Origin of the sequence: Nocardiopsis sinuspersici, assembly GCF_001998325.1 — a bacterium.
GTDB classification, from domain to species: Bacteria; Actinomycetota; Actinomycetes; order Streptosporangiales; family Streptosporangiaceae; genus Nocardiopsis; species Nocardiopsis sinuspersici.
Window position 1 is genome coordinate 2150979 of the sequence record NZ_MCOK01000001.1, and the last position, 19767, is coordinate 2170745.

20 protein-coding genes are annotated in these 19767 nt (G+C 71.0%); 11 read left to right on the top strand and 9 right to left on the bottom strand.

Annotated elements, in window-relative coordinates:
• Positions 1-153: 153 nt before the first annotated feature.
• Entirely contained in the window at positions 154-1131 is a 978-nt protein-coding gene (locus tag NOSIN_RS09155; RefSeq protein WP_077690321.1) for an aldo/keto reductase, read from the top strand.
• Between the two features lie 145 nt (positions 1132-1276).
• Here the strand turns inward: NOSIN_RS09155 and gdhA are convergent, their stop codons facing one another.
• Both gdhA and NOSIN_RS26705 read right to left on the bottom strand, forming a co-directional pair.
• On the bottom strand, positions 1277-2644 hold the full coding sequence (gene gdhA / locus NOSIN_RS09160; RefSeq protein ID WP_077690322.1) for an NADP-specific glutamate dehydrogenase: 1368 nt from the start codon (positions 2642-2644) through the stop codon (positions 1277-1279).
• A gap of 404 nt (positions 2645-3048) precedes the next feature.
• On the bottom strand, positions 3049-4518 hold the full coding sequence (locus NOSIN_RS26705) for a helix-turn-helix domain-containing protein (RefSeq protein WP_143832899.1): 1470 nt from the start codon (positions 4516-4518) through the stop codon (positions 3049-3051).
• A 359-nt stretch (positions 4519-4877) separates the two neighbouring features.
• On the opposite strand from NOSIN_RS26705, the gene NOSIN_RS09175 reads away from it, so the two are divergent.
• Positions 4878-5711 carry a phosphotransferase gene (locus NOSIN_RS09175; protein ID WP_077690325.1) on the top strand — a complete coding sequence of 278 codons (834 nt, stop codon included), beginning with the start codon at positions 4878-4880 and terminating at the stop codon, positions 5709-5711.
• Between the two features lie 32 nt (positions 5712-5743).
• Here NOSIN_RS09175 and NOSIN_RS09180 read toward each other — a convergent pair whose 3' ends face one another.
• Positions 5744-6307, bottom strand: a complete 564-nt coding sequence (locus NOSIN_RS09180; RefSeq protein ID WP_077690326.1) for a helix-turn-helix domain-containing protein — start codon at positions 6305-6307, stop codon at positions 5744-5746.
• Between the two features lie 31 nt (positions 6308-6338).
• On the opposite strand from NOSIN_RS09180, the gene NOSIN_RS09185 reads away from it, so the two are divergent.
• On the top strand, positions 6339-6872 hold the full coding sequence (locus NOSIN_RS09185; RefSeq protein ID WP_077690327.1) for a GNAT family N-acetyltransferase: 534 nt from the start codon (positions 6339-6341) through the stop codon (positions 6870-6872).
• A 230-nt stretch (positions 6873-7102) separates the two neighbouring features.
• On the top strand, positions 7103-7516 hold the full coding sequence (locus NOSIN_RS09190) for a RapZ C-terminal domain-containing protein (protein WP_077690328.1): 414 nt from the start codon (positions 7103-7105) through the stop codon (positions 7514-7516).
• Positions 7517-7572: 56 nt separating this feature from the next.
• Here the strand turns inward: NOSIN_RS09190 and NOSIN_RS09195 are convergent, their stop codons facing one another.
• A complete protein-coding gene (locus tag NOSIN_RS09195) occupies positions 7573-8130 on the bottom strand; it encodes a pyridoxamine 5'-phosphate oxidase family protein (RefSeq protein WP_077690329.1) in 558 nt (185 codons plus the stop codon).
• Positions 8131-8371: 241 nt separating this feature from the next.
• Between NOSIN_RS09195 and NOSIN_RS09200 the strand changes: the two genes are divergently transcribed.
• Positions 8372-8917, top strand: a complete 546-nt coding sequence (locus NOSIN_RS09200; protein ID WP_236743336.1) for a hypothetical protein — start codon at positions 8372-8374, stop codon at positions 8915-8917.
• A gap of 292 nt (positions 8918-9209) precedes the next feature.
• Here NOSIN_RS09200 and NOSIN_RS09205 read toward each other — a convergent pair whose 3' ends face one another.
• Together NOSIN_RS09205 and NOSIN_RS27160 are read right to left on the bottom strand one after the other, a co-directional pair.
• Positions 9210-9506 carry a DUF4287 domain-containing protein gene (locus tag NOSIN_RS09205; protein WP_077690330.1) on the bottom strand — a complete coding sequence of 99 codons (297 nt, stop codon included), beginning with the start codon at positions 9504-9506 and terminating at the stop codon, positions 9210-9212.
• A 230-nt stretch (positions 9507-9736) separates the two neighbouring features.
• Complete coding sequence (locus NOSIN_RS27160) at positions 9737-9913, bottom strand: hypothetical protein (RefSeq protein ID WP_170293585.1); 177 nt, start codon at positions 9911-9913, stop codon at positions 9737-9739.
• Positions 9914-10175: 262 nt separating this feature from the next.
• Between NOSIN_RS27160 and NOSIN_RS09210 the strand changes: the two genes are divergently transcribed.
• Both NOSIN_RS09210 and NOSIN_RS09215 read left to right on the top strand, forming a co-directional pair.
• Positions 10176-10478 (top strand): hypothetical protein, encoded by a 303-nt coding sequence (locus NOSIN_RS09210; protein ID WP_077690331.1) that lies wholly within the window; start codon positions 10176-10178, stop codon positions 10476-10478.
• An 81-nt stretch (positions 10479-10559) separates the two neighbouring features.
• Entirely contained in the window at positions 10560-11540 is a 981-nt protein-coding gene (locus NOSIN_RS09215) for an EamA family transporter (RefSeq protein ID WP_143832900.1), read from the top strand.
• Between the two features lie 160 nt (positions 11541-11700).
• Here the strand turns inward: NOSIN_RS09215 and NOSIN_RS09220 are convergent, their stop codons facing one another.
• Genes NOSIN_RS09220 through NOSIN_RS09230 form a run of 3 tightly spaced genes read right to left on the bottom strand, consistent with a single transcriptional unit; the run spans position 11701 to position 14879 of the window.
• Positions 11701-13026 carry an ABC transporter substrate-binding protein gene (locus NOSIN_RS09220; RefSeq protein ID WP_077690332.1) on the bottom strand — a complete coding sequence of 442 codons (1326 nt, stop codon included), beginning with the start codon at positions 13024-13026 and terminating at the stop codon, positions 11701-11703.
• A gap of 16 nt (positions 13027-13042) precedes the next feature.
• Positions 13043-13918 (bottom strand): carbohydrate ABC transporter permease, encoded by an 876-nt coding sequence (locus NOSIN_RS09225; RefSeq protein WP_077690333.1) that lies wholly within the window; start codon positions 13916-13918, stop codon positions 13043-13045.
• Positions 13908-14879: a carbohydrate ABC transporter permease gene (locus NOSIN_RS09230; RefSeq protein ID WP_077690334.1), complete on the bottom strand. Its 972-nt coding sequence runs from the start codon at positions 14877-14879 to the stop codon at positions 13908-13910. Before NOSIN_RS09230 ends, NOSIN_RS09225 begins: the two co-directional genes overlap by 11 nt.
• Positions 14880-15286: 407 nt before the next feature.
• Between NOSIN_RS09230 and NOSIN_RS09235 the strand changes: the two genes are divergently transcribed.
• From NOSIN_RS09235 to NOSIN_RS09250, 4 genes are all read left to right on the top strand, one after another.
• Positions 15287-16603, top strand: a complete 1317-nt coding sequence (locus NOSIN_RS09235) for a Gfo/Idh/MocA family oxidoreductase (RefSeq protein ID WP_171986572.1) — start codon at positions 15287-15289, stop codon at positions 16601-16603.
• Positions 16603-17775, top strand: coding sequence for a Gfo/Idh/MocA family protein (locus NOSIN_RS09240; protein WP_077690335.1), 1173 nt, complete (start codon positions 16603-16605; stop codon positions 17773-17775). Before NOSIN_RS09235 ends, NOSIN_RS09240 begins: the two co-directional genes overlap by 1 nt.
• On the top strand, positions 17772-18623 hold the full coding sequence (locus NOSIN_RS09245; RefSeq protein ID WP_077690336.1) for a DUF6807 domain-containing protein: 852 nt from the start codon (positions 17772-17774) through the stop codon (positions 18621-18623). The genes NOSIN_RS09240 and NOSIN_RS09245 overlap by 4 nt, the downstream gene beginning before the upstream one ends.
• A 174-nt stretch (positions 18624-18797) precedes the next feature.
• Positions 18798-19721, top strand: a complete 924-nt coding sequence (locus NOSIN_RS09250) for an NAD-dependent epimerase/dehydratase family protein (protein ID WP_077690337.1) — start codon at positions 18798-18800, stop codon at positions 19719-19721.
• Positions 19722-19767: the final 46 nt, after the last annotated feature.

A 19767-nucleotide genomic window follows, 5' to 3' on the forward strand; every position in this document is an offset into this window, starting at 1 on the left:
CCTCCGCCTACCGGGAGCGCTTCGGACCACGCCCTCTCGAGGCCCGTACCGAGCCGGATCGTGGCGCGCCACGAGACCATGCGGGAGGCGCTCTGATGGGATCATCGGACAGGCCGCGATTGGGAGCGCTCCCAAGGGTCTAGGATCGGACATATGGAAACACGCGTACTTGGCCGCACCAGCAAGAACGTCAGCGTCGTCGGTTTCGGCGCCTGGCAGATCGGAGCCTCCTGGGGCGAGGTCAGTGAGACCGACGCCCTGGCCGCCCTGCACGCGGCCGCCGACGCCGGTGTCACCTTCTTCGACACCGCCGACGTCTACGGCGACGGCCGCAGCGAGCAGCTCGTCGGCCGGCTGCTCAAGGAACGCCCCGGCATCACCGTGGCCACCAAGATGGGCCGCCGCGCCGACCAGGTCCCCGAGAACTACAGCCCCGACAACTTCCGGGCCTGGAACGACCGCTCCCGGGAGAACCTGGGCGTGGACACCATCGACCTCGTCCAGCTGCACTGCCCGCCCGCGCGGGTCATCGACACCGACGCCGTCTTCGACGACCTGGACGCCATGGTCGAGGAGGGGCGCATGCGCGCCTACGGCGTCTCGGTGGAGACCTGCGAGGAGGCCCTGGCCGCGATCGCCCGCCCGGGCGTCGCCACCGTCCAGATCATCCTCAACGCCTTCCGGCACAAGCCCCTGGAGCGGGTCCTGCCCGCCGCACGCGAAGCCGGGGTCGGCATCATCGCGCGCGTCCCCCTGGCCAGCGGTCTGCTGTCGGGCAAGTTCACCGCCGACACCTCCTTCGGTGAGGACGACCACCGCAACTTCAACCGGGAGGGCCAGGCCTTCGACAAGGGCGAGACCTTCTCCGGCGTGGACTACGCGACCGGCCTGAAGGCGGTCGAGCGCGTGCGCCCGCTGGTCCCCGAGGGCGTCACCATGGCCCAGTTCGCGCTGCGCTGGATCCTGGACCAGGAAGGCGTCAGCGTCGTCATTCCCGGCGCCCGCAACGCCGACCAGGCACACGGCAACGCGGCCGCCGCCGAGCTGCCCCCGCTGGACGCCGCCACGCACGCCCGGATCCGTGAGATCTACGACGAGCTCATCCGCCCCCAGGTCCACCACCTGTGGTGAGGACCTAGAAACCCCATGGCGGCCGGCCGCGGACAGCACCGCCGGTCGGCCGCCGCACCCGGTGCGCACTCCGGTCGGCGGACACCGTCCGAAGGCCGCTGAGCCCGGGACGCACCCTTAGGCGCCCCGGGCCCTGCCCGGCCCCCTAGATCAGTCCCTGGGCGAGCATCGCACTCGCCACCCGCTCGAATCCGGCCACGTTCGCCCCCAGCACGTAGTCGCCCGGAGCCCCGTAGCGCTCGGCCGCCTCCTCGCAGCGGTCGTGGATGTCGGACATCGTCTCGGCCAGCTCGGACTCGGCGTGCTGGAACGACCACGAGGTGCGCCGCGCGTTCTGGCGCATCTCCAGCACACTGGTGGCCACGCCACCGGCGTTGGCCGCCTTGCCCGGCCCGAACAGCACCTTGGCCTCACGCAGTACCTGGACCGCCTCCGGCGTGGTGGGCATGTTCGCGCCCTCCGCCACGGCGATCACCCCGTTGCGCACCAGAACACGTGCCGCGTCGGCGTCCAACTCGTTCTGGGTGGCCGAGGGAAGCGCCACGTCACAGGGCACGTCCCACACGCTGCCGCCCTCCACGTAGCGGGCGCCGACGCGCCGCTCGGCGTAGACGCTGATCCGCTCGCGCTCGACCTCCTTGATCTGCTTGAGCAGATCCAGGTCCAGGCCCTTGTCGTCGACCACGTAACCGGCGGAGTCGGAGCAGGCCACCACGGTGGCGCCCAGGTGCTGGGCCTTCTCCACCGAGTAGATCGCCACGTTGCCCGACCCGGAGACCACCACGCGCTGTCCGTCCAGGGCCTTGCCCACACGCTCCAGCATCCGCTGGGTGAACAGCACGCTGCCGTACCCCGTGGCCTCGGTACGCACTCGCGAGCCGCCCCACTCCAGGCCCTTGCCGGTGATCACTCCGGCCTCCCACCGGTTGGCCAGGCGCCGGTACTGGCCGAACAGGTAGCCGATCTCACGGGCGCCCACGCCGATGTCCCCGGCGGGAACGTCGGTGTGCTCGCCCAGGTGGCGGTGCAGCTCCGTCATGAACGACTGGCAGAACCGCTCGATCTCCGCGTCCGAGCGCCCCTTGGGGTCGAAGTCGCTGCCGCCCTTGCCGCCGCCGATGTTCATACCGGTCAGCGCGTTCTTGAAGATCTGCTCGAAGCCCAGGAACTTGATCACGCCCAGGTCGACGCTGGGGTGGAAGCGCAGGCCGCCCTTGTAGGGGCCCAGCGCGCTGTTGAACTCCACCCGGAAGCCCCGGTTGATGTGCACCTGTCCCTGGTCGTCGCGCCAGGGCACCCGGAACATGAGCTGGCGCTCGGGCTCGCACAGGCGCTCCAGGATGCGCTGTTCGGCGTACTCGGGGTGCCTGGTCAGGGCGGGCGAGAGGTCGTCCAGGACCTCCAGGACCGCCTGCTGGAACTCCGGCTCGTCGGGGTTGCGACGAGCCATGTGCTCATAGGCCGACCGGACCCCGGGGTGGTGGTCTCGGCGTGCCTCGGAGGAGAAGGGCATGGGTGGCGTTCCTTTCGGCTCAGGTGGAACGGGCACCCCACACGCCGTTGTGTCGGGAACCTCGAAAAACACGCACGCATGGCGCCATGCGTTGGATGACCCGAGGCCCTGAGGTCCTCACGCCTGCGGGTCGTGGCTGTGTTAGGAGTGTATTACCTCGATATGAACATAAATCCTGTGGCCCGGCATGTACCGGACCGGCTCACGCTCTGCCGGAACGGGCATCCCTCCAGCTCGCGGGGGATGTCGGCGAAGTCCGGATGCGGTTGTTCGCTTCGAGGCCGTGTTGCGCGGATGTTTCCGCCACATGACGCGCCCATACCAGCGCATCCCCACTCACACGTGGGGAAAACCTCCGGCGTATCCGGTCCTGCCCGCACCGGCGGCGGGGCCGTGGCCAGGCCTCATCCCGGTTCCCTCGGTCGGAGGCGGGCCAGCTGTTCGCGCACGGCCTTCACCGCCGCACGCCCCGCGGTAGTGGGCACGCACTCGGTGGCATGGGCGTGGCGGGCACGGCCGGAGTCCTCGCGGCGCGGCCCCGCCAGGGAGGCCCGCATCAGCTCCAACACCGCCGGATCGGTCCCCGCTTTCTCGGCGGAGGTGTCGGAAACGGGTTCGGGGAGGGGCGACGCGGTCCGCGGCGCCGGTGCGGTGGCAGCGGGGGCAGGCGGATGCAGGATCTCGCCGGGCACGGACCGGCACGCTCTGCCGCACACACGGCAGGTTCCGCCCGGGACGTTGCGTACGCCCGGGTGGTCGGAGCAGGTACGCGGCGCCGTGCCCCGCGCGTCGACCACGAACTCCACGGGCCGGGCGAACATGTCCCCGCCCTCCACGTCGAAACCGTTCTCGCCGCAGCGGGGCAGGGGGATCCCGCCCAGGCCCGGGGGCGAGGCGCGTTCCGCGGGGCGATGGACGCCCGCGCCCAGGTGGCCGTCGAGGAAGGCGCGTGCGTCCTCAAGGCTTCTGAGGCGACGCATGAGCGCGGCGAAGGGGCGGCGCGGGGCGTGAAGGCCGTCCAGGAGCGCGACGAGCTCCTCCTGGGCCAGCCCCTGCTTGATGAGCCGGTCCACGGCGTGGGCCAGCGCGGCCCGGTCCGGGCCGGGATTGCGCAGGACCGCGTCGGGAACGCGGGACAGGAGCTCCAGGGCCCCGCCGCTCGGCTCCCGCCGCACTCCACCGCCGCCACCGCCGACGCCGTGTCCGTCCGGCGCCTCGCGCGCGGGCGCGCGAGCTGTGCCTGAGCTCCCACGGACGGACGGACCGGGTTTGTTCGGGGAAGGGTTGTTAGGGGAAACGTCTGTGGCTCGTCGTGAGCCGGCACCGGGCTCACGGTGAGCCCTCTCCTCTTCCACCTCCGGGCGCGGGCGGGAGCGCTCGGTCAGCGGTTCCTCCCCCAGCGACGCACGTATCCGGTTGATCTCCCTCAGCTCCGCCGACGGAAAAGCACTGGCGGGGATCATCAGCTCCAGCACCGACGGCAGGCGTTCCTTCCACAAGCTCTTCGAGGCGATGCCTTCGTGGAAGAACTCCCGCTTCTGCGACGGCGACAGTCTGCGGACCAGTCCCTTTCGTATGAGTTCGTCGATCGCCCGCTTGACCGTGGGCAGGCTGACGGTCCCGCCGCAGCGGTCGACGATCGTTCGCAGGTACAGAAAGCACCAGCGGCCGTCGGCGTCGGCGGCGTCGGCGATGACCGTGGCGACGGTGTGGGCGCTGGCGCTGGGCATGTGCCCGGCCTTGAGGGCGTCGACGACCCACAGGCCGGGCCTGAACCTGACACCGCTCATGCTCTTCCGGGGACGCTTGCGGGGCGAGGGGTGGGTCGGGGCGGGCGGTACCGGTGCCTCGTGCACGACTTCGACGCGCGACATGTTCGGTATCGCTGTTACGGCAGGGCCGGAAACGCTAGACTGCGGCATGCGCTGTCTTCCTGGGTCTGCAGGGAGATGGTGAGCTGTCTTCCTGGTGATGCAGGAAGGCGGTGGGCCGCTCTCCTGCTCACGCAGGCAGGCGGCCACAACCCGGCTCGGTGTTTTCAGCACCGACCGGGTTTTCCTTTTCCGGTCTCACGGTAGCGGGGCGAACACAGGTGCGGGTGCGGTTGGGTGGAAAACCGCCCCGTTCTTTTTGCTGCTTTCACCAGGAAAAACGCGCAAAACCACCCTTGTCATCTCATACCCTTATCCCGCTCTTCCCCTGTCCCGCCCCTTTCCGAGAACGACGGACAACGATGACCCACTCCAGTGAGTCCGGCGACCCGGCCGAGGAGAAGGGCCGGCCGCTCGCCGGCGGCATGATGAACACCGTCTCCCGACACGGCGACCGCGTCGTGCGCACGGCCACCCCCGCATCCCCCGCCATCCACGCCCACCTGCGGTCCCTGGCCCAGGCAGGGTTCGACGGCGCGCCCGTACCGCTCCGGCTGCGCGCCGACGGACACGAGGAGCTCGGCTTCGTCGAGGGCGACGTGGCGCTGCCGCCCTTCCCCGCGTGGGCGATGAGCGAACAGGCCCTGTGCTCGGCCGCCGAGCTGCTGCGCCGCTACCACGAGGCCGCCGCGCGCGTACCCGTGGACACCACGGCCCCCTGGTCGCGCGACCTGGCCGACCCCGAGGGCGGACCGATCCTGTGCCACAGCGATCCGTGCCTGGAGAACATCGTCTTCCGCCAGGGCCGGGCGGCGGCCCTGATCGACTTCGACCTGGCCGCACCGGGCCGCCCGGTCTGGGACGTGGCGGCCCTGGCCTACTACCTGGTGCCCGCGCTCGATCCCGTGTCGGCGGCCGGGACACCGCGCGAGGGACTCGACGTCCCCAGGCGCCTGCGCGTTCTCGCCGACGCCTACGGGCTCTCCTTCGACGACCGCCACTCCCTGCCCGGGGTGGTCGAGCAGTACACCGCCGTCGCACGCGCCTTCGTGACCGCACGGGTCGAGAGCGGCGACGAGCTCTTCGTCCGCGACCTGGAACGACTGGGCGGGTGGGAACGATGGGACCGCCGCCAGGCCTGGCTGGCCGACCGGCGACCGGTGTTCCTGGCCGCCCTGACCGGCCCGAGCGACTGAGCCGCCTCCGGTCCGACCGCGCCGGGGCCGTCTCAGGCCTGGCGGCGTGCGATGGCCACCAGGTAGCGGCAGGGCTCTCCGGTCGGGTTGCGGTACTCGCACGGCTCGGGCGGGCCCAGGCGCAGGCAGTCGCCCGTGCCCAGCACGTGCTCGACACCTCCCTCGCAGAAGGTGAGCGTGCCCTCCAGCACCCAGATCTGGTGGTGGGTGAAGGTGTAGGCCTCCACGGGGAAGGCCACCCGTGCGCCCGGGGGCAGTTCGACCTCCACCAGCTCGATCGGCCCACCGGCCGCGGGTGAGACCGCGCGCCGCCGGTACCCCGTCTCCGGATCGGTCCACACGGGCTGCTCGTGCGCACGGGCCAGGCGCCGGTCGCCCTGTTCGGCGAAGGCGATCAGCTCCGACAGGGTGATGCCCAGCGCGGCGGACAGGCGGCCCAGCAACGCGGCGGTGGGCTGGACGTCGCCGTTCTCGATCCGGCTGATCATGCCCCGGGAGACACCGGAACACTCGGCCAGGGCGCCTCCGCTCAGCCCGCGGGCCTGCCGCAGCTCCTGTAGGGCCAGGGCGAGGGCCGGGCCCAGGTCGTCGCTCATGTGTTCACTATAGAAGACAGGAATGATTACTATGGTTGACATGAGTTCGATGCCGACCCTCACCGTCCGCGACGCGACCCGGGCGGACGCCGAGGCGTGCGCGGCGGTCTACGCGCCCTACGTCACCGACACCGCGATCACCTTCGAGTACGAGCCGCCCACAGCCGGGCAGATGGCCGACCGGATCGCCGCGGCCCAGGAACGACACGCCTGGATCGTCCTCCGGGACGCGGAGGGAGTCGCGGGTTACGCCTACGGCGGCCCCTTCCGGCCCCGGGACGCCTACCGGTGGACATGCGAGGTCAGCGTCTACCTCCAGACCGGCCGCCGCCGCACCGGCGCGGGCCGCACCCTCTACCAGGCACTGCTGCCCCGCCTGGCCGAGCGGGGCATGCACACCGCCATCGCCTGCATGAGCCTGCCCAACGACGCCAGCCTGGGCCTGCACCGGTCCCTGGGCTTCGAGGACGTCGGCGTCATGCGGAAGGCGGGCCGCAAGTTCGACGCCTGGCACGACATCGCCTGGGTCCAGCTCGACCTCTCCGCCCACGCCGGGCGGTCCTGATCCACCGGCCGCTCCGCACCCGGCGTCGCGGCCCCTGGCGGCCGGCGTAGAAACGGAGCGGGGTGTTACGGGGCCCGCCCGTGCCACCATTCGAGCGTGGGCCCGAGCCCGTCCGAACCCACCCGGTGACGGCTCCGCCCGTCCCGCACCTCCCGCGGTGCGGTGCGACCCACCCGGCCCCTCTGGGCGCCGGCCCCCGTTCCAGACACCGACAATCCCAAGGACCCACCGTGCAGGACGTCCACGTCATCAGCTTCGGCTACCTCCACGGCGACGCCCCCGACGACGCCCACCTGGTCGCCGACCTTCGCGACCACTTCCTCAATCCCGCCCCGCACCTGCCGAACCTGGTCTTTCCCGACGCCCGCGTGCGCGAGCACGTCCTGGCCACCCCCGGCGTCAGCGCCCTGGCCGAGGCTCTGGTCGCGGCCGCCGAGGCCCTCGTCGCCGGGCCGGGCACCGAGGACGTGGTCCTGGCCGTGGGATGCTCCGGCGGTGAGCACCGTGCCCCCACCGTGGCCCGTGACGTGGCCGAACGCCTGCGCGGCCGCGGGCACACCGTGGACCTGGCCCACCGCGAACTGCGCGGCCACGCCGACCACGGCCAGGACCGGGGCGAGGGGAGGCCGGCCCGGCCCGTCTGACGGCCGGGGAAGCGGTCGGCAGACGGGCCGGCCGCCGGATCCTGTCCCGCCGTTGCTCACACCCCGGGTAGGGCGGGCAGTCCGTCGATGCTGGTGGCGTTGCGGGTGCGGTGGTACTCGTCGAAGTAGCCGGTGCCACGGCGCTCGTGGTAGCGGTCCAGGAGATCGCGGTCGCCGCGCAGGTCCATGAGCGGAACCGAGAACCCGCAGGAGTCGGAGACGCGGTGCACGTCGACCACGATGACGGCGCGCTGGCCCTCAACGCGCTCCTTGGAGAAGTGGGACCGTAGTTCGTCGAATTCGGGGTCGGCGGGTGTGACGACGCGTCCGCGGCCGTGCAGACGGACGATCTTCGGCGGTCCGTCGAACGCGCAGAACATCATCGTGACGCGCCCGTTCTCACGCAGGTGCGCGATGGTCTCCGCGCCCGGTCCGGTGTAGTCGAGGTAGGCGACCTGGTGTTCACCGAGGACGGCGAAGGTGCCGCTCATGCCCTTGGGAGAGACGTTGACGTGGCCGTCGCCCGCCAGGGGCGCGCTGCCGACGAAGAACACCGGCTGGTCGAGGAGGAAGCGCGTCAACCGCGCGTCGATGGTGTCGTAGATCTTGCCCATGGCAGGTGAGTCTGCCAGGCGGCGGGCTTTGTGTCCCAACGTTTGTCCTGGCCGCCGGAAGGCCCGTCTCCCAGCGGTCAGCGCCACCGGAACCGCCACCAGGGGCACCATCCCGGTCACGCTCGCGCTGGTATCGCCGGTGATGGCCCAGAGGTTGCTCGGACTTGGTGTTGATTTTCCCACCCCTGCGGAGTGGTTTCAAACACTGTCAAAAGCGCTGGTCATCGCATACGTTGCACGGGTGAAGTTTACAGAATCGATACCCAAGCTGACGTTTACCGCGACCTCAGGCCTGCTGATCAGCGCAGGGCTGATCCTGGCCGGACCGGGCGTGGCCGCCGCGGACACCGACACCGACAAGGAGATCGCCGCCACCCTCAACACCGAGTTGGACGACGACATGGCCGGCAACATGACCGACGAGCACGTCGACAACGCCCGCGCGATGGTCGAGGCGGCGAAGGACCGCGACATGGGCGAGGACGCCGCCACCATGGCGGTCGCCACCTCCATCGTCGAGACCCACCTGGACAACCTCGACTGGGGTGACCGTGACAGCGTCGGCCTGTTCCAGCAGCGCGACCACTACGGCTCCCAGGAGCAGCGCCTGGATCCCACCTGGGCCACCAACGCCTTCTTCGACGAGCTGAACCGCGTCTACCCCGACGGCAGTTGGGACGACACCCCCCTGGGCGAGGTCGCCCAGGACGTCCAGCGCTCGGCCTACCCCGACCGGTACCAGCACCAGGTCGACGACGCCGAGGTCATCGTGGACCACCTCTGGTAAAGAACCGCCCGAGAAGCGGCGGTGGAGCGTGCGGACCCCGCTCTCGCACGCTCGGCGGGCAGGCCGGAAACCGGCAGCGGACTGGTGTTTCCGCGGTGCGGACCGCACACGGCCCGGTTGACCGCCTCGGGAGTACGGTGCACGAAGTCCCCGTAGTCGATCACGGAAATCCGCACGAGATGCCCGCGGAGCCGTCGTAGTCGGTCAGTGGCCGACGATGGCGCGGCCCACGGCGGTCCGGGGCCCGGCCCCTGCCCTCGGTGGACAAGGTGAGGACCCGCCCTGCGCGGACTCAGGCCGTCCGCGGTCTGGTCGCCTTGCCGTCGAGCCGGAGTCCGGTGGAGGCGTCCCGGTGGGTGCCGGCGGTGCCCACGTGCTCGGCGCTGATCCGCGTGCCCTTCTTGATGACGTGGACCAGGGCCATCGCGTGGCCGCGCCCCAGCCCGTAGTCCTCGGCCAGCCACCGGACGATGGTGCCCGCCTTGACCGCCGGGGCGTCGTAGCCCCTCTCCTTTGCGCGCTCGACGAGCGTGCGAGGGAGCAGGCCGGTCTTGTCCTCGATGGAGTCCAGACAGGCCTGGAACGACATGGGGCCTCCTCAACCGGGCAGAGCCCGATGCTCACACGCGCCTGCGACGTTTCGTCGCGGCCGCGGCGCCGGTGCCGCCGGGCGGCCTCGCCCACCGGTGGCCGGGGACGCCCGACAACGAACGAGGGCCCGCACCTTCCGACCGGAGGTGCGGGCCCTCGTGTCCAGGCCGTGGCGTGCCTACGGCAATCGAAGCCGACACGGTGTGCGCATCGACGGCTCAGTGCGCCTCACCCGATGGGGAGCGAACTGAGGATGCCGTTGAGTACACCGCCGACACCTCCACCGACACCGCCGGCCCCGCTGCCGGCCCCGCCCCCGAGGGCGGCGGCCGCGGAACCGGCGGCCATGAGGGAGCCGGCCAGGGCCAGAACGACGACGGTCAGCATCCGACTGGTGCTCTTCATACGAATCCCATCACTTCAGGTAGCCGTTAGTGACTCTCGGTTACAGATGGTGTCCACGGGCGACGGTCGCCAAACCTCGGCCGCTCCGCTCGAACGTGCGGCGCCCGCCGCAGGAAAAGCCCGGTGCGGCCGCCCAGGAGGCCGGGAGCGCGGCCGGGAAGCCCGTGTCCTCCCCGCCGGAAGCCGTGCGGTACGGCGTCCACGTCATGCCCGTACCGCACGATGTCCCGCGGCTGCCTGTCCTTGGGCCATCCTGGGACACATGCCTGAGCACACCGAACACCAGCTCACCGACACCGAGGTCGAGCACCTGGCCGCCACGCTGCGCCGCCGCCGCGCCGAACTGGCCACCGCCGAGGGGGTCCGGATCGGTCAGGGCACGGTGGTGCACGGGCTGACCACACACATGTGGGCCGGGATCGAGGTTCCCGCGGTGTCCTGCCACGCCGCCGCCGACCCGCTGCGGTTGTTCCCCGCCCCGGGGGCGGTGACCTGTCGGCGGTGTCTGGGCCGGGTCCGCGCCGAGCGCGGGCAGGTGCCCGGACAGACCGAACTGTGGCCGTGAGGACGCGCCGCGCCGCGTTCCCCTGACAGCCGTATGCTCGTCAGCGGTCCCATGTCCCCACCTGTCCCCGGGAGCGCCGCCGTGTCCGTGCCACCCGTGCGCCACCGCCCCTCGGGGCTGGCCTTCGCACTCGCCTCGGCGCTCGCCTTCGGCGGCTCTGGTGTGTTCGCCCGACCCCTGCTGGACGCGGGTATGGACTCCCTCCACGTCACCTGGCTGCGCGTGGCCGGGGCGGCGCTGCTGCTGTTGCCCGTGGCCCTGGCGCACTGGCGAACCGCACGGCGCCGCCCGCTGCTGGTCCTGGCCTACGGCGTCTTCCCCATGGCCGGGGTGCAGGCCCTGTACTTCGCCGCCATCACCCGCATCCCCGTGGGCATCGCCCTCCTGATCGAGTTCCTCGGTCCGGTCCTGGTCCTGCTGTGGCTGCGCGTGGTGCGCCGCACCCGCGTCTCCCCCGCCGCCGTGGTCGGCGTGGTCCTGGCGGTGGCGGGAGTGGGCCTGCTCCTGGAGGTGTGGTCGGGTATGCGCCTGGACGCCGTCGGGGTGGCGCTGGCACTGGGCGCCGCCGCCGCGCAGGCCGCCTTCTTCCTGCTGTCGGACAGCATGGGCGAGGACACCGACCCCCTGGCCGTGGTCGCCTTCGGCTCCCTGGTCGCCGCGGTACTGCTGGGCGCCCTGGCCCAGCCCTGGACACTGCCGTGGGGGATACTGGCCGACCCGGTCGCACTGGGCGGATTCGCCTTTCCCGGTTGGGCGGCCGCCCTGTGGCTGGGCCTGGTGTGCACGGCCCTCGCCTACTTCCTCGGGATCTCGGCGATCCGGCGGCTGTCCCCGCAGGTCGCCGGAGGGGTCGCCTACCTGGAGGTGGTGACCGCGATCGTGCTGGCGTGGGTGCTGCTGGGCGAGGCGCTCACCGCCGTGCAGGTCCTGGGCTCGGCCGTCATCGTCACGGGCGCCCTCATCGCGCAGACCGCCGTTCCCTCCGCCCCCGTACCGGGACCGGGGACCGCCCCGGAACCGGGGGCCGACCCCGGACGCTCCCAGTCCCCCATCCCACCCTGAACGGGTCACGGGCGGTCCGGGGCGGCCAGGCAGCACGGGAGTCCAAGGCCCGGCGGGTACGGCGCGGGGCCCGTACACACGGAGACCGGGCCCGGCGGAAGGGGAGTGGTCTTCCGCCGGGCCCGGTTCCTTCTCAGGAGCAGTCTCGGAAGGGGGCGGCTCAGGCGCCGCCGGTGGCCTCCTCGACCTCGGACATGAACTGCTCGGCGGCCTCGGCCGGGGTCAGGTCGCCGAACGCCATCTCCTCGCTGACGCGCTTGGTGATGTTCACGACCTCGCCGGCGCCGATCGGCGGCGGCGGGTTGCCGTCCACGATCGTGTCCTCGATCCCGGCCAGGAACTCCGCGCTGCGGGCGTCGGCCTCGGGCAGGGAGCCCAGGATGTGCTCGCGCACGTCCACGTTGGCGGGCAGGCCGCGGTCGGCCAGGATCAGCTCGGCCGCCTCGTTGCTGTTGAGCAGGAAGTCCACGAAGCGGGCCGCCTCCTCCGGGTGCTCGGTGCCCGCGGAGATGGAGTAGAACATGGCCGGCTTGAAGTACATGCCGGTCCGCTCGTTGGCGGTCTCACCGGGGTAGCGCAGCAGTTCGATGTCGCGTCCGGCGGACTCGGAGATGCCGCCCAGCTGGTTGGTCCAGAAGTGGGCCATCGCGCCCTTGTTGGTGGACAGCACCGACTGGTCGGGGCCGCCGGCCTCGATCTCCACGCTCTCGGCGGCGCTGGGCTGGCCCCCGTTCTCCAGGAGCTCGTTGGTGATCGAGAACCACTCCTCCAGCGTCTCCTTGGAGAAGCCGAGCGAGCCGTCCTCGTTGTAGAGGTTCTCCCCGCGCTGACGGGCGAAGATCTGGAAACCGGACTCGTTGTAGGACATGCTCTGGGTACCGACGATCTCGCCGTCGGTGGCCTCGCTGATCTGGGCCGAGATCTCGACGTAGTCGTCCCAGGTCCAGGTGGAGTCGTCGGGCATCTCCACGCCCGCCTCCTCGAAGGCCTGCGGGTCGGCCAGGATCGCGTAGGCGTTCACGCCGGTGGCCACACCGTAGGTCTTCTCGTCCAGGTCACCGCTCTCGGCCACCAGCGGGTCGATCTTGGACAGGTCGAGCTGCTCGCTGACCTCGTTGAGGTCCAGGAGGGCGCCGCGGTCGCCGTACTCGCGCAGGTAGCGCTCCTCCTGGGTCATGATGTCGGGCGCGTCGTTGGCGGCGGTGCTGGTCGCCAGACGGTCCCAGTATCCGGCCCAGTCGGTGTAGTCCGCCGTGATCTTGATGTCGGGGTTCTCGGCCTCGAACAGCTCGATGACCTTCTGGGTGGTGGCGTGGCGGTCGTCCGCTCCCCACCAGGCGAAGCGCAGTTCGACGACGCCGTCCTCGGACTCGGAGCCGCCACAGGCGGTGGCCGCCATGATGATGGCGCCCATTCCCGCGGCCACGGACAGGAGGGGGTTACGGCGACGGGCCTGGGGGCGCCCGTTGCCAGGGTGTGCACGCATGTCTGGTTCCCTTCGACTACTTGATTCCGGTGGTGGCGATGCCCTTGACGAGGTATCGCTGTCCCGCGAGGAAGAACCCGAAAACCGGCCCGAGGGCGACGATCGACATGGCGAACAGCGGACCCCAGGAGGTCTGCGAGGTCGAGTCGACGAAGGTGCGCAGGGCGACGGGGACGGTGTACATATCCGGGCTGGTGAGGAAGATCAGCTGGCTGAAGAAGTCGTTCCACGTCCAGATGAAGGTGAAGATCGCCGTGGTGGCCAGGGCGGGCATGGACAGCGGCAGGATCAGTTGGCAGAAGATGCGCACGTGGCCGCAGCCGTCGATGCGCGCCGCCTCGTCCAGGTCCTTGGGCAGTCCGCGGATGAACTGCACCATGAGGAAGATGAAGAACCCGTCGGTGGCCAGGAGCTTGGGGACGATCAGGGGCAGGAAGGTGTTGATCCAGCCCAGCTCGGAGAACAGGATGTACTGCGGCACGATCACGACGTGGATCGGCAGCATGATCGTGGCGAGCATGATGGCGAAGAACAGCCGTTTGCCGCGGAACTCCAGCCGGGCGAAGGCGTAGGCCGCCATCGAGCATCCCACGAGGTTGCCGATGATCGCCCCGGCCACCACGATCGCCGAGTTGAGCAGGTAGTGGTGGAAGGGGAACTGCAGGGCCTCCCACCCCTCGGGATAGTTGCCGAAGGTGAGGGTCTCCGGGATCAGGCCCGGTGCGCGGAAGATCTCCGCGGTGGGTTTGAAGGAGCTGGAGAGCATCCACAGCAGCGGGTAGAGCATGGCCAGCCCGAACCCGATCAGTCCGATGTGGGTGATCAGCCGCCGTACGCGTTGGGCCCGGGTGCGCTCCTGGGAGAGCACGGGGGCCCCTGTCTTAGTCGCCATAGAAGACCCAGTACTTGGAGGCGAAGAAGTTCACCGCGGTGAACCCGCCGATGATCATCAGCAGCAGCCACGCCATCGCCGAGGCGTATCCCATGTCGAAGGCGCCGAAGCCGCGTTGGTAGAGGTAGAGCGTGTAGAAGAGGGTGGAGTCGGAGGGCCCCCCGGTGCCGCCGCTGACGATGAACGCCTGGGTGAAGGTCTGGAAGGCGTTGATGAACTGCAGCACCAGGTTGAAGAAGATGATCGGGGTGAGCATCGGCACGGTGATGTTCCAGAAGCGGCGCAGCGGACTCGCGCCGTCCACCGCGGCGGCCTCGTAGTACATGGCGGGGATCTGCCGCAGTCCCGCCAGGAAGATCACCATGGGCGCGCCGAAGGTCCACACGTTGAGCACGATCAGGGTGCCCAGCGCGTAGTCGGGGTGGGAGACCCAGCCCTCGCCCTGGATGCCGAAGAAGGCCAGGACCTGGTTGATCAGGCCGTCGGCGCCGAAGACCTGGCGCCACAGGATGGCGATGGCCACGCTGCCGCCGAGCAGGGAGGGCAGGTAGTACACCGACCGGTACAGGGGCAGCCCCCGCACGCCCCGGTCCAGGATCATCGCCAGGGCCAGGGCCATGGCCAGCTGGAGCGGCACCGAGACGAACACGTACACGAACGTGACCTTCAGCGCGTTGAACAGCCGCTCGTCGGTGAGCATCCGCTCGTAGTTCTCCAGGCCGACCCAGTTGTGGTCGCCGATGAGGCTGTAGTCGGTGAAGGAGAAGTACAGGGAGGCCAGCAGGGGTCCCGCGGTGATGAACACCAGGCCGAGGAACCACGGGGTCAGGAAACCGTAGGCGGCGAGGTTCTCACGCCGCTGCCTGCCCGGGGCCGGCCTCTTGCCGGCTCGTTTTCCCGGCTTGGGGGCGGCCGTGTTCTGCGGGGTCTTGGGGGGCCGCCTTTGCAGGAGGGCGCTCACGGGGATCCACCCTCCTGTGGGGCCACCGCCGGGACGCTGGCGGACGCGTGCGGTCCTGGATTCATGGAAAATGCCAATCTCGTTCGGAAGGGCGCGTACGCTCTGTGTTCGAGAACACGGGATGAACTGCCGAAACCCGTTTTGGTAAGCGCTATCCACGTACTAAGATGTTCAGTTTCTAGCACCGGGTTACATGGGTGTCAACGGCACGTTTCCTGAAAAGTGTGATCCATACCCCAGATCGTTACCCTCCCGAAGCTCTCCAGAGGCCCCACAGGCCCGCTCCGCGCGCGGTTCTCCATCGGAAATATCACCTAAGGTGATTAAATTAATACGCTGTGTTCGCGATTGCAGTGCGGCTTCTTCTGTGCCGATGCTCTTGTCGCCCACTGGGGAAAGCGTTTACCATGCCCTGTGTGAACCACACCACCCCACGCAGGTACGCGATCGTCGGCACCGGATCCCGCGCTCGGATGTACACCCGGGCGCTGACCGGCACCCACCGGGACCGGGGGCGGCTGGTCGCCCTCTGCGACACCAACACCACCCGTATGGCCGTGCACAACCGGATCGTCACCGACGCCGGACTCGATGCCGTGCCGACCTACTCCCCCGACGACTTCACCCGCATGCTCAAGCAGGAGAGGGTCGACGAGGTCATCGTGTGCACCGTCGACCGCACCCACGCCGACTACGTCGTGGCCGCCCTGGACGCCGGGCTCGACGCCATCACCGAGAAGCCCATGACCGCCGACCTGGACGGGCTGCGGCGCATCAACGAAGCCCAGGCCCGCACCGGGGGCCGGGTGACCGTCGGCTTCAACTACCGCTACAACCCCGTCCACCGCCAGATGCGCGACCTCATCGCCTCCGGGGTCATCGGCGAGGTCGGCTCGGTGCACTTCGAGTGGCTGCTGGACCTGCGCCACGGCGCCGACTACTTCCGCCGCTGGCACCGCGACAAGGCCCAGTCCGGCGGTCTGCTCGTGCACAAGGCCAGCCACCACTTCGACCTGGTCAACTGGTGGATCGGCGCCCGTCCCACCGACGTGTTCGCCTCGGGCCGCCTGTTCTTCTACGGCGAGGAGAACGGCCGCCGCCACGGTCTGGCCGCCGACTACGAGCGCGGCCACGGCGAGGACGCCGCCGAACACGACCCCTTCGCCCTGCACATGAAGGACAGCCCCGACCTGAGCGCCCTGTACCTGGAGGCCGAGCACGAGGACGGCTACCGCCGCGACCTCAACGTCTTCAGCCCCGGCATCACCATCGAGGACGACATGTCCGTGCTGGTCGGCTACGACACCGGCGCACGGCTCACCTACCACCTGGTCGCCTACGCCCCCTGGGAGGGCTACCGCATCGCCGTCACCGGCAGCAGGGGCCGCCTGGAACTGGACATGACCGAGTTCGAGTACACCTCGCCCCACCAGGACGAGGCCACGCCCGTGCGCGGCATGCCCGCCCCCAAGGAGCACACCAGCGCCCGGCTGTGGCTGCGCCGCCACTGGCAGCCGCCCGAGGAGATCCAGGTCGCGGTGGGCGAGGGCACCCACGGCGGCGGCGACCAGCTCATGCTCGACTCCCTCTTCGGAGGAGGCGACGACGGCATCCGCCCCGACCACGCGGACGGCGGCAACGCCCTGCTCACCGGACTGGCCGCCAACGCCTCCATCGCCTCCGGAGCCCCGGTCCGCGTCGCCGACCTGCTCGGGGACAGCTGATGGGCGCACCCGTACCCGTACTGCTGGCCGGCGTCCACGGACACGGCCGCACCCACCTGCGCGCCCTGCGCGAGATGGGCCAAAGCGGCCTGGTCCGGCTCGTGGGCCTGTGCGACCAGCGCCCCGTCCCCGAGGGCGACGACCTGGAGGGACACGGCCCGCTGCCCTGCCACGCCGACCTGGGCGAGGCGATCGAGCGCACCGGCGCGCGGGTCACCATCCTGGCCACGCCCATCCACACCCATCTGCCCCTGGCCCGCACCGCGCTGGAACACGGCTCCCACGTCCTGCTGGAGAAGCCCACCACCGCGACCCTGGAGGAGTTCGAGCAGCTCAACGCGGCCGTGGACGCCTCCGGCCTGGCCTGCCAGGTGGGCTTCCAGAGCCTGGGATCGGCCGCCGTGGAAGCCGTGCGCACGCTCGTGCGCCGGGGAGCGGTGGGCCGCGTGCGCGGCATCGGCGGATCGGGCACCTGGGTGCGCACCTCGGCCTACTACGACCGCGCCCCCTGGGCCGGCCGGCGCCGCCTGCGGGGCCGTGACGTGGTGGACGGCGCGCTGACCAACCCCTTCGCCCACGCGCTCGCCACCGCCCTGGCCGTGGCCGGAAGCCAGGCCGACGCACCGGCCGGGGTGGAGCTGGAGATGTTCCACGCCCACCCCATCGAGGCCGACGACACCTCCTGCGTGCGCGTACGCACCAGCGACGGCCTGCCCATCACCCTGGCGGTGACCCTGTGCGCGCCCGAGCACCTGCCACCGCGCCTGGTGGTGCACGGCGAGCGAGGACGCATCGAGCTGGAGTACACGCTGGACCGCCTCACCCTGCACCAGCCCGGCCGCGCCCCGGTCATCACCACCCACCCGCGCACCCCCCTGCTGGCCAACCTCCTCGCCCACGTGCGCGGGGAGGAACCGCTCCTGGTGCCGCCCCCGGCCACCCGCGCGTTCATGCACGTGCTCGAAGCGGTGCGCACCGCACCCGACCCCGTGGCGGTCCCCGACCACATGCAGCAGGTCCACCGCACCGACGAGGGCGTGCGCCGGATCATCCCCGGCATCGACACCCTCATCCACCGCAGCGCCGAGCACCTGGCGCTGTTCTCCGAACTCGACCCCGCCTGGCCTCCCGCCTACCCGGCGGGGTCGGCCCACACGGAGGCCGCACCGTGAACACGCTGACCCTGGACGGCCGTGCCCTGGCCGTCCTGCACGACGGAACCGACATCGAACCGGCCCTGTCCCCGCGCCCCTACCTGCACCCGGTACGCACCCGCTCGGGAACGGTGGTCACCGAGCGGCGGCCCGCCGACCACCTGCACCACTTCGGGCTGAGCGTGGCCGTGCCCGACGTGTCGGGGACCAGCTTCTGGGGCGGTCGCACCTTCACCCGCGAGCGGGGATCGGTGCTCCTGGACAACCACGGACGCCAACGCCACCTGTCCTGGCTGGAGCTGGGTGAGGACCGCCGCGTCGAACTCCTGTCGTGGACCGATCCAGGCGGAGCCGAGCTGCTGCGCGAGGAGCGCACCGTGCGCGCCGCGGGCCTGGACGAACACACCTGGGTACTGGACGTGCGCACGGAGCTGAGCAACACCTCGGGGCGCGAGCTGAGCATCGGCAGCCCCGCCACCAACGGCCGCCCCGGCGCCGGTTACGGAGGCCTGTTCTGGCGCGCCCCCCTCGCCGCCACCCCTCCCGCCGTCACCGGCGCCGGCGGGCTGAGGGGCGAGGAGGCCCTGCACGGCTCACGCGCCGAGTGGCTGGCCATGGCCGGAACCGGCGACGACGGTGGACCGTGGACCCTGCTCTTCCTCCAGCCCGGTGAGCACACCGACCCCTGGTTCCTACGCGCGCTGGAGTACCCCGGAGTGGGACCCGCGCTGGCCTGGGACACGCGCCTGCCCCTGCCCGAGGGAGCACACCTGCGGCGGCGCCTGCGCGTGGCGGTACGCGACGGGCACACCGGCGCGGCGCGGGAACTGGAGGACCTGGCCGCGTCCGCGCGAACCCTGCCCTGAACCCGTGCGGTGGCGGGGCCCGCGGGCGGCCCCGGCCAGGGCGGCGTGAGGCCGAAGACCCCTGGGGATCCCCCGCTACCAACGTCAGGCCCGCTCCACCGGGCGGCACCAGAACCCGTCCCGGCCTGTGGACGAACGCCCCGGCCACCGGGGCACGGAAGGAAGGCAACACCCATGCGCGTTCTCGTCACCGGCGGCTCCGGACGGCTCGGCCGCAGCGTCGTGTCCGTCCTGTCCGCCCGCGGACACCAGGTGACCTCCGTGGACACCGCCCCGGCCGACCTCCCCGAAGGCGTCGACACGGTCACCGCCGACCTCCTGGACCCCGCCGCGCTGGAGGAGGCCTTCACCCGCGCCCGCCCCGAGGCGGTCGTCCACCTGGCCGGGATCGCCGTGCCCTTCGCCCGCCCCGACGTGGAGACCCTCCAGGTCAACACCGGACTGGCCTGGGCGGTGCTCTCCGCCGCCGTCGCCCACGGCGCGCACGCGGCGGTGGCCGCCTCCAGCCCCACCGTCTACGGGTACAACACCCCCTCCTGGACGCCGCGCTACCTGCCGCTGGACGAGGAGCACCCGGTCGCGCCCTGGCACGCCTACGGGCTGAGCAAGACGATCATCGAGGACACCGTGCGCGCCCTGGCACGCACCGCCCGCACCTGTGTCCTGTCGTGCGTGCGCCCGGGATACGTGGTCGCCCCCGAGGAGTGGGAGGGCGCCCCCACCCAGCTGGGGCACACCATGGCCGAACGGCTGGCCGACCCGGCGCTGGCCGCCACTTCCCTGTTCAACTACGTCGACGCCCGCGACGCCGCCGAGCTGTTCGCGCTGGTGGTGGAGAACCCCGACAAGGTCCGTGGAGGGCAGGTGTTCAACGCCATGGCCCCCGACCCCCTGGCCACCGGCCCGGTCGACGCCCTGCTGCCCCAGCACCACCCCGCCACCGCCGCGGCGGCCGCCGCCCTGGCCGACGGCCGCGCGGTGTTCTCCTCCCAGGCGGCCCACGACGCCCTGGGCTGGAACCCCACACGCACCTGGCGTGAGCAACTGCGTGTTCCGACCGGCGGATCCGCCGCCCCCTCGGGAGGCCACAGGGACTGACGAGGTGAGGGGGACATCGGAACATACGTGAGCGGGCTGAGGGCTC

What these genes read in the sequence shown, in the direction of transcription:
- NOSIN_RS09240 (WP_077690335.1), top strand. Translation starts at nt 16,603, where the DNA reads ATGGGCGCACCCGTACCCGTACTGCTGGCCGGCGTCCACGGACACGGC.
- gdhA (WP_077690322.1), bottom strand. Translation starts at nt 2,644, where the DNA reads ATGCCCTTCTCCTCCGAGGCACGCCGAGACCACCACCCCGGGGTCCGG.
- NOSIN_RS09235 (WP_171986572.1), top strand. Translation starts at nt 15,287, where the DNA reads ATGCCCTGTGTGAACCACACCACCCCACGCAGGTACGCGATCGTCGGC.
- NOSIN_RS09250 (WP_077690337.1), top strand. Translation starts at nt 18,798, where the DNA reads ATGCGCGTTCTCGTCACCGGCGGCTCCGGACGGCTCGGCCGCAGCGTC.
- NOSIN_RS09185 (WP_077690327.1), top strand. Translation starts at nt 6,339, where the DNA reads ATGGTTGACATGAGTTCGATGCCGACCCTCACCGTCCGCGACGCGACC.
- NOSIN_RS09225 (WP_077690333.1), bottom strand. Translation starts at nt 13,918, where the DNA reads ATGGCGACTAAGACAGGGGCCCCCGTGCTCTCCCAGGAGCGCACCCGG.
- NOSIN_RS27160 (WP_170293585.1), bottom strand. Translation starts at nt 9,913, where the DNA reads ATGAAGAGCACCAGTCGGATGCTGACCGTCGTCGTTCTGGCCCTGGCC.
- NOSIN_RS26705 (WP_143832899.1), bottom strand. Translation starts at nt 4,518, where the DNA reads ATGTCGCGCGTCGAAGTCGTGCACGAGGCACCGGTACCGCCCGCCCCG.
- NOSIN_RS09220 (WP_077690332.1), bottom strand. Translation starts at nt 13,026, where the DNA reads ATGCGTGCACACCCTGGCAACGGGCGCCCCCAGGCCCGTCGCCGTAAC.
- NOSIN_RS09210 (WP_077690331.1), top strand. Translation starts at nt 10,176, where the DNA reads ATGCCTGAGCACACCGAACACCAGCTCACCGACACCGAGGTCGAGCAC.
- NOSIN_RS09205 (WP_077690330.1), bottom strand. Translation starts at nt 9,506, where the DNA reads ATGTCGTTCCAGGCCTGTCTGGACTCCATCGAGGACAAGACCGGCCTG.
- NOSIN_RS09155 (WP_077690321.1), top strand. Translation starts at nt 154, where the DNA reads ATGGAAACACGCGTACTTGGCCGCACCAGCAAGAACGTCAGCGTCGTC.
- NOSIN_RS09180 (WP_077690326.1), bottom strand. Translation starts at nt 6,307, where the DNA reads ATGAGCGACGACCTGGGCCCGGCCCTCGCCCTGGCCCTACAGGAGCTG.
- NOSIN_RS09175 (WP_077690325.1), top strand. Translation starts at nt 4,878, where the DNA reads ATGACCCACTCCAGTGAGTCCGGCGACCCGGCCGAGGAGAAGGGCCGG.
- NOSIN_RS09195 (WP_077690329.1), bottom strand. Translation starts at nt 8,130, where the DNA reads ATGGGCAAGATCTACGACACCATCGACGCGCGGTTGACGCGCTTCCTC.